This is a genomic window from Gracilimonas amylolytica (genome assembly GCF_002911695.1).
Taxonomy (GTDB): domain Bacteria; phylum Bacteroidota; class Rhodothermia; order Balneolales; family Balneolaceae; genus Gracilimonas; species Gracilimonas amylolytica.
In genome coordinates this window covers 21092-32572 of the sequence record NZ_PQBS01000011.1, presented here as the reverse complement: position 1 = coordinate 32572, position 11481 = coordinate 21092, and the positions used below count along the sequence as shown (strand labels likewise).

The following is an 11481-nucleotide window of genomic DNA, read 5'->3' as shown; positions in this document are numbered from 1 at the left end:
TCCTGAATTACCCAAGCTTCCTCAGCAGAAAGACCTTCAATTCTTTCCAGAGAAATTTAGCCGGTACCCAGTTGATCAGGTCTGACAGGCGGTTTGCTTTACCGGTTGCCTTTCGGATCGTATACAGCTGATACCTTCTTTGGTCTCTATTCATCAAATGCTTGTGCTTGTTGTAGAACTGTAGATATCCCTTCAACTGATTTCTTGGTGTGGTGATCTGTTCCCCATCATGATCAAGATTTATTTTTTGAAGTGGCTCCTGAACATTCCGGATCGGTCCATACCTTTCACTTAACCGTACCCAAAGGTCATAATCCTGAGCGGAACTTAGCGATTCATCAAATCCCCCTATCTCTAACAACCGTTCTTTTTTGATCAACCCCTGATTCCCGACCTGATTTGAGTATAAAAGTCTTTCAAGGGTTATAACCGCATCCTTTTTCCAAACCAGTTTTCTGTTTGGATATATGTGCAACACGTCTGAGGTCACAAAAGCATATTCATCCCTGTAAGCATCCATCATTTTTTGAATTCTACCCGGCATCCATTCGTCATCATCATCAAGTCCGGCAATGTACTCCCCATTAGACAGTTCGATTCCTTTATTACGTGCAGCACAGGCTCCCTTTGCCTTTTCATTTCTATGATAGAGCACCCTGCCTACAGATCTTTCATACTCAGAAACGATCGATTCTACCGACTCCGTTGATCCATCATCTACCACCACAAGCTCCAGTTTCTGATAGGTTTGTGCCTTAACAGAATCGAGGGCTCGCTTCAGCAAGTCTTTACGGTTATGAGTAGTGACCACAGCCGAAACCAGAGGATAATCAGACATGATCTTCCTCCCTCACATTACCGTTAGCATGTTTCTTCATAAAAAATGTATTTTCAAAGCCATAAATCATCAGAACCTCGTATGGATCCATCCCCAAATATAACTTTTATTATCTGTACTTATAACCGTGCGGAATATCTTGATGATACGCTGCATTCATTGTTGCAGCAACCAGTTGAGAATATAGTGACAGAGCTCCTGGTCGTAAATAACAATTCGACAGACAACACGCCTGAGGTTGTAGCCAAACATCGTGAACAGGCCGATCCCTCTGCTTTTCGGATCAGTTATTTTGAAGAAGCTGAACAGGGCTTGTCATTTGCCCGAAACCGTGGAATCAGGGAAGCTGCCTCAGAGCATATTGTTTTTGTGGATGATGACATCCGGGCTGAACAACATTTTATAGAAAACTGGATAAATTTCTTTGAGACCTATCCGAACTACCATGCTGCCGGTGGGCAGATCAGGGTTCAGTTTGACGATCATAAACCCAAATGGGCTTCTCACTATTTACTGTCTCTTTTTGGGTATCATAATCTTGGAAAAAAAGTCAGAGAATATCCCGGAAACAAATATCCGTTTGGCGGAAACATGGGATTCAGGAAAGAGCTCTTTGAAGAGACCGGCTTATTTGACACGGATCTCGGCCGAAAAGGAGATCAGCTCACCGCCAATGAGGAGAAAGACCTATTCAACAGAGTCAAGTCTTTGGGAGAACCCATACTCTATCTTCCAAAAGCTTTGTTGTACCACCGCATAGGACCTGAACGAGCGACACAAGATTATATCCGAAAACAAGCTGAAGGGATGGGTAAGAGTGTAGCAAGGCAAACTAAGGGATCCTTTAAGCTCAAGCTCACACATGTGTTTAAAGAGATCTTTAAAACAGCTGTGAGTTTGGGTCTGTTTTTGATCTATCTGATCGGTTTTACACCGGCCAAAGGTATCATGCTGCTAAAATTCAGGTACTGGATACTGAGAGGTTATCTAACCACTTGATGTTATTCTGCACCAATATTCAATGCGACTTATATCTGTAATCACCCTGATATTCGTCATTCTTATTTCTCATCCAAAATTGCTACTACTCTTTCCCACATCTCATCAACCTTTTTTTTATGGATTTCTGATTTTAAAAGAAGGTGTTTTTTTATTTTTTCGTAGTCACTTATAATCCTCTCTATTCTTTCTTCTGTCTTGTCAAAATTATCCAGGTCATTAATTAAGCCCATATCTTTAAAATCGTACTCTTCAAGTACCCTTTCGTACTTATGTGACCAACTAGTTGATATTGAGGGTACTCCTTGAGATAACCCATTGATAAGACCGTGAAACCTCGATGTAATTAAAAAATATGAGCTTTTAATTATTTGCTTTGTAAGGATAGGATCTTCATGCCAGATTATATTTATGTTCGATTTATTTATCTCATTTATCTGATTAGCAATTTGAAAATCGGTATTCCCAGCATGAACAAGAAAACTAAAATTCAGGTCTTTTCTTTGTAAGTATTTTATCAGGTTTAATAAGTAAGAAATATACCTCCCATCCTCCTTTATCATTTTAGAATTCGGAATAATCAGTATTTGATTTTTGTATTCATCAAGCTTCTCACCTACAGAGATAGATGTAGTGAAATCAGGATATTGAAATAGTTTTTTCTTCTTAACATCCGTTCTTAATTCATTTAAATAGGAGAATGAATCTTTATCTCTTGCAGCTACAAAATCAGCATATTTCAATATTTTCTTTGCTTGCTTCCTCGTGCCTTTCATTTGAAAAGGTCCAAAAGCCTGGGGTAAATAAATTATCTTTACGTTCTTATTCTTCCATTTTTTTAAATATTTGGTACTCCCTTTTACCATTTCTGATTTACCCCAAAAATCTCCATATCTAAAACCGGAAACATCTATAACAACATCTATACTATCCTGTGATATTATTCCGAAATCCCTTTTTATTTTATCAGGAAGAAATCTTGAAAATACCCCAAAATTTATACCAAATAAGTGGTATCTAGGTGTAGCTTTAATATCGTATTTAACCCTTTTGGAATAAGAGAAATTTATTTGTGGTTCAACCGTAAAAATGATGTTTCGGTGTTCAAATCTTAAGGAAAGCTCTTTAATTACTGAAAGCAGCATTAGTTCAGCTCCTTTATTTACTGTTTGAGCACCTCTGATTTCTACGAACATAGAATTCATTTATAAATTGTAAGACCTAATTTCATTTAAACTTCTCTTTTCAGAGCAAGCGATCATTCCTTCAGGATCAGGGTACCCCACCGCTAAACACATTATTGGTCTTTGATGCAATTTAAGACCAAGAAGTCTATCCATTTTCTTTTCACGTTTTTCTATGTCAGGCCAATTGATTGGGCAACTGCTTAACCCTAAAGTTTCCAATGCTAACATTAAGTTCATATTTGCTAATGAAGCATCAATATAAATTAAATGCCTATCCCTTTCACTATAGTAAGCATCCAAATTACCCACAACTACGATGAATGTTTTAATATTATGTGAATAACCAACAGTTCCCATTGGAAGTTTTACAAGCTTACTCAGAATTTCAGGATCATCAATGATCTTGTAATGAAATGGTTGCCTGTTGCAGGCACTGGGAGCTTGTGAAGCTGCGAGAATTGCTTTATCAATAAGTTCCCTAGGAACCCTTTTATCGAGAAACCATCTTACAGACCTTCGTTTGCGCGTTAAATCAAAAAACTCGTCATAAGTAATATCTATTTCTGTTCTTTTCTTATAGGGTATAGACTTTATAGACGTATCGGGTAACAGACTCTTCCTTTCCAAAACGGAATAAAAGATTTTTTTTTGAGCTTCAATCAATTTATCCTGCCCAGTTTCCACAAAGTATTTGTTCAGCACATCTCTAAACCAGTACAACTGTTTATTATCAATTTCAGAAGTGGTTAACCAAACTTTTTTAAAGCTTGCAACTGTTTCTTCAATATAATTTTTCCCAAAAATGGGTCTTCTTGGCTTCATTAATAACCCTTTTTCTAACCTGTGAACATTCCTGACAAGCAGGTAGTAGCTGGATCTGTCAGATTTTATATCATTTATGTATTTGGCCTTCCCCGCCAATACCGCTCGGTGCTCTCTGCTAAATCTTCTTGAAAATATTGCATAGTAAATATTCGACAATAGTCTGCTACGGTAAAAGATCCGAACAAAGAATGAATCGATCTCAAAAATTACCCGATCAACTATTCTTTTAACTTTTCTTAAAAACTGAATCATATTATTTCTTTAAAATTAAAAACGGAGAGAATATTGCTTTGGTCATCATCCAAAATACCGGCCTACTTTTTTTATAGAATAACAAGGCAATGTATGAAGCCATCGAGTATGAACAGATTGTAGCCACAGCAGCTCCAAAACCCTGGAAATATGGTATCAGAATAATGTTCAAAATAATATTGACCAGGGCCCCTAGTCCCTGAGTTATCAACGAAAAAGCCACTGCATCTTCTACCAATACCCATTTACTAAAAGCCGCTCTCATAAAAATAAATACACCTGCCCATATATGAATCGAAAGGATAATTGCTGCTTTTTGGTATTCCAGGCCATATAGCGTCTCTATTAACGGAGTAGATATAAATGAAATTAATATGGCTAAGCCTAATGCGATCAAAAATAGGAAATTAAAAAGCTGCTGAAGTCGACGATGAAATTTCTCTGGATTCTCCTTTTTTAATTCCAGTAATTTTGGGAAAATTGAACTGACAATTATTGTTGGTATAAAGTACCATGCCTCAGAAATTCTGGCAGCTACAGAATAAATTCCTACTTCGTCTGCCCCCACTATCCACCTTAACATAATCTGATCGATTTTCAGATACACCATTGCAAAAATGGCTCCAAGCATAAGCATCCAACCTTCACCAAGAAGCTCTTTGACTTTATTGATATTAAAGCTCCAGTTCCGAATTTGGATATCAGCTTTTTTAATGAAAAAATAGGTGAATAAAGTAATGACAATTACGGTTTGCACCACATAGGTCGCAGCAATTTCTAGCAAGCCTGCTGAAGTTATAACAAGGATAATTTTCAATATTGATACGGCAGTTATCGAAACTGACCTGACAATGGAAGAGTACTTTGCTTTAACTTTTGCCTGAAACCAATAATCAAATACCTCGAAGGGTTTTAGAAAAATTGTAACGGAAACTAAAATGAGTACCCAAAACTCAGTCGAGCTCTTATCGCTGAATAGATTTATAAAAACTAAATAGCCTGTAAAAGCAATCATTGCCCCAATGAATTTAACACCAAATATACTCCCCATGAGTTCTGGTGTTTCTTTTGGTTTATTGACCAATTCCCTGACCGCAAGGCCACTTAATCCCATATGAGTAGCAATTGCAAAAAGAGAGGATAATGATATTGCATAGGAAAGTATTCCAAATTTTTCCGGCCCTAGGTATCTCGCTACGATGATGCTAGTTACCATGGTCAAAGCAATGGCAAGAATTTTTTCCCCCATCATCCAAGAGGTATTTAGGGTGTACTTTCGTACCTCACTGGTTTCTAACAGGTCCTTAAATTTTCTAAATAACGTTTCCAATATTTACTCTTTTGCAAATGTTTTTGACAGCCAAAGAATACATTCAATCAACTAATTTTGAAGTTTACGATATTTAATAACCAAATAGATTCAAGTTCTTAATTAAATTAAGTTATTTAAACCTTCAAAGATACAATGAAATTACTGTTCTTTTGGGCAGCCTAAAAACGGAGACTTTATGTTACGTATCATGACTTTGTCGTGTGGTCCTTGGTAATCACACTTGTTTACAGTGCTAGTGTTAGATGCCTAAGTATTTCAGTAAAGGTTCACTCCGATCGGAAAGATCTCAGATCAAAATTCCTCTGAGACATTCTCCCCCACTCCCCTTATCTTTGGGGCTGTAGATATTTGACTTCAAACAAATTTAGATAATGGCAAAACCCAAGTACACCTCACACGTTGGAATGGTAGATATACTTCCTGATGAATCCCCAAAATGGAGGGCATTGGAAAACATCATCCATGAGGAAGCCGTCAGGTTCAACTTCGAGGAAATTCGCACCCCCATCATGGAGCAAACGGAGCTGATCGTTCGGGGTATTGGCCAACTGACCGATATTGTATCCAAAGAGATTTTTGCCTTCGAAAAAGGGGACAGCCATTATGTATTACGACCTGAGCTTACAGCTCCGGTTGTTCGTTCCTACGTTGAACACCACCTTGATCAGCGTGGTGGCTCACAAAAGCTTTATTACATCGGACCTATGTTTCGCGCTGAGAAGCCGCAAAAAGGTCGTCAGCGACAATTCCATCAGTTTGGGGTTGAGGTGATCGGGAGCGATGACCCGGTAGCTGATGTGGAAACCATTGCCTTCATGATGAGGATCTACGAACGGATCGGGATAAGGAATTTTGAATTGAAATTGAACTCGGTCGGTGATCCTGAAAGTCGCGAAGCTTACAAGGAAGCACTTCGTGAATATTTGAAGCCGAACCTTTCCAAACTGAGTGAAGTATCCCAAAAACGGTTTGAGAAGAACCCAATGCGAATCCTTGATTCCAAGGAAACGGAAGATCAGGAATTCATCAAGAATGCACCGGTCATACAGGATTACCTGAATGAGGAAACGGCTTCCCATTTTGAAAAAGTCACACAGTATCTCGATGATCTTGGGATCAGCTACACCATCGATCCTTACCTGGTGCGCGGCATGGATTATTACACACGCACGGCATTTGAGCTAACCTCACCGGACCTCGGCTCACAGGATGCCCTGGCCGGTGGTGGCCGCTACGATCTGCTGGTTGAGGAGATCGGAGGCCAGCCTACCCCTGCTGTTGGTTTTGCCGCAGGAATGGAGCGTTTATTGATCGCCTGTGAGGAATTGGGTATAGAGCTTGCAGAAGAAAAATCGGTGGATGTTTATTTCGTCACTCTTGGAGGTGCCGCCAGATCCTTTGCCATTAAACACCTTCCTAAACTTCGGGAAGCCGGTGTCTCTGCTACCATGGATTATATGAGCCGTTCCATGAAAGCACAGATGAAGGATGCCAATCGTGAAAATGCACGCTACACCATTATCATTGGTGATAATGAGCTGAACGAAGGCAAATTCACGCTCCGCAATATGAAAGAAAGTGAGGAAGATTCACTTTCCTTTAATGAGATCCTAACTAAACTGAGTTAAGTAAGCTGAGTGTTTACCAATACGCTCCGACACAGAGCGTCAGGATCGAGGTAGATCTTAGTTTAATGGATACTTCACCGCTCGCTTAGACGCCATACATCGGAGCGATATTTAAGTATTGATTTACTTTCCTTTTCTTAAAAATTGCGAAATCCATTTTGAAATTATTTACTGTATTACTATACTAATACAGTAAATCAAACAAGGGGTTCAATGCTTTCAATCAACGACTTATCATTTTCATATAAATCGAGTACTCCGCTGATCCAAAACTTAGATCTGAATGTCAAAGCAGGGGGAATCTATGGATTACTTGGGCTGAACGGAGCGGGAAAAAGTACCTTACTGAATATCATTTCAGGCATGCTTTTTCCCAAGAAGGGTACCTGTAGTCTACATGGGAATCTTACCAAAACAAGGTCCATTGAAACTTTAAGGGAACTTTATATTCTTCCTGAACAATTTGACCTGCCTAAAATAACCGGTGACACCTACACAAACATACATAGCCCTCTCTATCCCCGGTTTGACAGAAAGGTCATGAACGAAATCCTGAAGGTTTTTGAGGTTGACCCTTCTAAACAACTTAATTCCCAATCCTTTGGTCAGCGCAAAAAGTTTTTGATCGCATTTTCGATAGCTACCAATTCAAGTCTTCTGCTTTTTGATGAGCCAACCAATGGGCTTGATATCCCATCTAAAAGTCAGTTTCGTCGCATAGTTGCATCACTTGAGCTCCAGAATAGAGCTATTTTGATCTCGACACATCAGGTCCGTGATTTAGGCAGTATGATCGACCACATGATCGTTTTGAAGGATGGAAAGATCGTTTTTAACCGTTCAATGGATGAAATTGAAATGAAACTAGCATTTCAAACCATCGATCAAGACTCTCCGAAAAATTACTTATACGGTGAAGAGACCTTAGGAGGCATACAGGCAATTCTTCCCTCTTATGAAGAAAAAAGTCAGGAAGGCATAGATCTTGAACTGCTTTTTAATTCGATCATTCTGAAAACAGAAAAAATGAACGATCACTTTAACGGGGTATCCTCATGAGCAAAGAGATAACATCCAAAACATCTTTATACAGAATTAAGCTCTTGTTTCATCGAAATGTGATGATAAACAAACGGACTATACAGATCGGTCTAATTTCCCTTATTTGTGGTGTCGTTTTTATAAAAGGAACCGTTCTGTATTATGGTGGTATTTCGCCTATTGCGGCAGAATCCATAATTACATTTGGTTTTGTGATCTTTACCCTGGTTGGTTATGCCTTTACGAGTATCATGTTTTACGAGAAGAATTCAGCTAATTCTGCACCACTGTTTTTTACTCTACCTGCTACGGCGTTTGAAAAAATAATTTCTGCATGGTTACTTTCATCTTGCGCATATACAGTTGTTGGCCTTTTTCTCCTATATGTACTTAGCCTTTTGATCGGGTTACCGGCTGATTGGTTCTTCAGTATCCGGATCTTTAATGAAATATGGCCCTATATCATATATCAATCTATTTTCTTTTTTGGGGCTGTTCATTTCAGGTCCAATAATTTTCTGAGCACCTTAGTCGCAATGTTAGGTGTGCTAATTTTATTTGGACTTATCGCACTGTTGCTTGTTAATACCTTTACACCAGATGGCTTATTTCTTAAGATTCCAACAACACTGACAGCAACTTCAACTTTCAGGATTATTACCACCTGCACCCTAACCGTTGCGATTTCTGCCTTTTTTATATGGGTATCCTATATCAGACTAAAAAGAATGGAATTGGCATAATGCATTTCTCTGAGAACAAACCCATTTATTTACAGATCACGGATTACTTCTATGATCAGATCCTCACTAAAAAATGGGGCGATGGAGATAACATCCCATCTGTTCGGGAAGTAGCTGTTTTGATGGAGGTCAACCCTAATACAGCTTTGCGTGCATTCCACGAACTACAAAATAATGGCATAGTGTCGAACAAAAGAGGGGTTGGGTATTTTGTTACAGCTGATGCCTATGATAAAGTACTTGATCTCAAAAAAAAGGAGTTCTTCGATATTAAACTTCCTTCACTGTTCAAGTATATGAAGCTTCTACATATATCCATGGAGGAGTTAGAAGCTTTATACTACTCTGACAGTGATTGATCTTTGCCCCGAAACCAAGGTCTATTCCTTCAGCATCTTCTTAAGCTCATCGATATCCTCGACTTCACCGATAATAGATAACTCATCGCCTTCCTGAAGTACCGTTATACCATGAGGGATCTTGATATCACCACCACGACGAATGATCGTGATCAGACTTTGCCCCGGGAAGGAGATCTCCTTGATCATCTTACCGATATACTGCTGAGTGCTGTCGTCAGGATTGAGGGTTATCTTGATAAACCGTTCATCCCTGAGCAGGATCTCTCTCAACTCTTCTTCATTTTGGGCTTTACACCAGCGCTCAACGAAGTTTTTAGAACCCACCATCTCAGCAATATGAGCCAATATCCTTAAATGCTGACCGGTATTAGCCTCTGAACTGACAAAGAATATGATGCTGTGTAATTTCTGATCACTCTCAGCATCCTTTTTGAGCTTTCTCTTACTGTATCCTTCGCGAATTCGAACCAATACCAGTTCCGGTGAAATGTCTTCTTTGAGCCTGGCGTGATTTAAGGCTACACCTTCGGCAATCTGAATAGCAGAATTATCGGCTGAGTTCATAAATAACTTACGCAGCTCTTCGATCGTGATGTTCAATTTCTCGGCCAGACTCTCAGCTGCCTTATTAAAGATCGTATCATAATCTGTCTCCGGAGAGAAGTCGAGTACATCAGCCCGTGAAACCAATTCTTCGTATGGGTCTTCTTGTCTGAGCCCCTTCTCACGAAGTATACCGCGCATCTCATTTTCAAGTCCCTGATCCTTATTTTCACCTAATCGGGCATGCACATGGAAGATGGCTCCCTGCCGTTCTACCTTATCCTGAGCATAGTATTTGTACCATATAATGGATGCCACTGTAACCGCTACGGTAAACAGAATTGAAAGCACTCCCATCTCAAAGATCAAAATAATAGAAAGGATGATACCGGCTATCTGAACCCATGGATACCAGGGAGATTTAAATCCGGGATCATACTCCTGAATTCTACTCTCACGCATAACGATCACAGCCAGATTCAACAATCCAAACAACAACAACTGAAAGGCACTTGCAAGCTTTGCCACTTCGGCCACATTAAAAGCAAGTAGGAAGAAGAGCATGAGTGCCACCGTACCAACTACTGACCAATGTGGGGTACCAAGTTTACCAATGTTTGCGAAATTCTTGTTGATCAACTTGTCGCGAGCCATGGCCATTGGGTATCTGGAAGCAGACATAATTCCTGCATTCCCTGTGGAAGCAAAGGCCGCTACAGCAGCCACTACAACCAGGATCAAACCGCCGGGCTCAGGCAACCAATCAAGGAATACTTCACCGGCAGTGGCAACAGGAGTCAGGTCTTCACGAAAAGCATTAGGCTCAAGTAGTGCCACCATGATATACACACCTACAACATATACGATCACAGCGGTTCCAATGGCTAAGAACATCCCTAAAGGAATATTACGATCCGGATTTTTCACCTCCTCTGCAATACTCGCAACTTTAGTCAAACCGGCATAAGACACAAACACCATCCCAACGGTCGCAAAAAAGCCAAACACCCCATCTGTAAAAAATGGTTTGAATTGATTTTCAGTGATCACTCTGATATCCATTGAGAAGATCTCAAAAACCCCCTGCACGATATAAAAGAACATGATAGTAACAAGAGCGGCGACCAATATTTTTTGAAGCCATGTGGTCTCTTTAGCTCCGACAATATTCAGAATTCCGAAGACTATGGTCAGGAATACTGCTACAAATAATATATTCACATCATAAAATATGGCGATATATGCCCCCATACCGATAAGGGCAAAGGCACTTTTGAGAACTAAAGCCAGCCATGAACCGAACCCACCAATGGTACCCAGCATGGGGCCCAGACTTCGGTCTATGATATAATAAGTACCGCCGGAACGCGGTAAGGCTGTTGCAAGCTCAGCCACACTGAACATAGTGGGTAAAACAATGATACCGGAAACCAGGTAAGCCAAAACCACTGAGGGACCGGTTTCGGCTGCAGCTAAACCGGGTAGTAGGAAAAATCCGGAACTGAACATAGCCCCGGTTGCGATCGCATATACATCCGAAAGCCCTAATTCTTTCGCTAATTTCTTATGCTTCATTAAGTCTGATTGTATCTCCGCTAATCCGGAGCATGGTTATTTTTGGTTAGCAAAATATGATAGCATTGAATAACAACAAAATCTGATCTGCTAACGCCTGTTAAATGTTACACTATTTCATTTTTTTCAGATCAGAATTTCTGACCCACGTCTTT

At 39.8% G+C, this 11481-nt stretch carries 10 protein-coding genes; 5 read left to right on the top strand and 5 right to left on the bottom strand.

What is annotated here, in order from left to right:
* Positions 1 to 7: 7 nt before the first annotated feature.
* Positions 8 to 838: a glycosyltransferase gene (locus tag C3B73_RS03970; protein ID WP_103664346.1), complete on the bottom strand. Its 831-nt coding sequence runs from the start codon at positions 836 to 838 to the stop codon at positions 8 to 10.
* Positions 839 to 883: 45 nt separating this feature from the next.
* Between C3B73_RS03970 and C3B73_RS03965 the strand changes: the two genes are divergently transcribed.
* The gene (locus C3B73_RS03965) at positions 884 to 1837 is read left to right on the top strand and encodes a glycosyltransferase family 2 protein (RefSeq protein WP_103664345.1); all 954 of its coding nucleotides are present in this window, start codon (positions 884 to 886) and stop codon (positions 1835 to 1837) included.
* Positions 1838 to 1899: 62 nt separating this feature from the next.
* Here C3B73_RS03965 and C3B73_RS03960 read toward each other — a convergent pair whose 3' ends face one another.
* From C3B73_RS03960 to C3B73_RS03950, 3 genes are read right to left on the bottom strand one after another with little or no spacing between them, the layout of a single operon-like run.
* Entirely contained in the window at positions 1900 to 3033 is a 1134-nt protein-coding gene (locus C3B73_RS03960; RefSeq protein WP_157939417.1) for a polysaccharide pyruvyl transferase family protein, read from the bottom strand.
* A 9-nt stretch (positions 3034 to 3042) separates the two neighbouring features.
* Positions 3043 to 4101, bottom strand: a complete 1059-nt coding sequence (locus tag C3B73_RS03955; protein WP_103664343.1) for a nitroreductase family protein — start codon at positions 4099 to 4101, stop codon at positions 3043 to 3045.
* A 1-nt stretch (position 4102) separates the two neighbouring features.
* Positions 4103 to 5431 (bottom strand): flippase, encoded by a 1329-nt coding sequence (locus C3B73_RS03950; protein ID WP_198597269.1) that lies wholly within the window; start codon positions 5429 to 5431, stop codon positions 4103 to 4105.
* 374 nt (positions 5432 to 5805) lie between these two features.
* On the opposite strand from C3B73_RS03950, the gene hisS reads away from it, so the two are divergent.
* The 4 genes from hisS (at position 5806) to C3B73_RS03930 (ending at position 9205) form a co-directional block, all read left to right on the top strand.
* Entirely contained in the window at positions 5806 to 7062 is a 1257-nt protein-coding gene (hisS, locus tag C3B73_RS03945) for a histidine--tRNA ligase (RefSeq protein ID WP_103664342.1), read from the top strand.
* A gap of 213 nt (positions 7063 to 7275) precedes the next feature.
* Entirely contained in the window at positions 7276 to 8121 is an 846-nt protein-coding gene (locus tag C3B73_RS03940; protein WP_103664341.1) for an ABC transporter ATP-binding protein, read from the top strand.
* Positions 8118 to 8846, top strand: coding sequence for a hypothetical protein (locus C3B73_RS03935; RefSeq protein WP_103664340.1), 729 nt, complete (start codon positions 8118 to 8120; stop codon positions 8844 to 8846). The genes C3B73_RS03940 and C3B73_RS03935 overlap by 4 nt, the downstream gene beginning before the upstream one ends.
* On the top strand, positions 8846 to 9205 hold the full coding sequence (locus tag C3B73_RS03930; protein ID WP_103664339.1) for a GntR family transcriptional regulator: 360 nt from the start codon (positions 8846 to 8848) through the stop codon (positions 9203 to 9205). Before C3B73_RS03935 ends, C3B73_RS03930 begins: the two co-directional genes overlap by 1 nt.
* A 21-nt stretch (positions 9206 to 9226) precedes the next feature.
* Here the strand turns inward: C3B73_RS03930 and C3B73_RS03925 are convergent, their stop codons facing one another.
* Positions 9227 to 11326 carry an amino acid permease gene (locus C3B73_RS03925; protein ID WP_103664338.1) on the bottom strand — a complete coding sequence of 700 codons (2100 nt, stop codon included), beginning with the start codon at positions 11324 to 11326 and terminating at the stop codon, positions 9227 to 9229.
* Positions 11327 to 11481 lie beyond the last annotated feature (155 nt).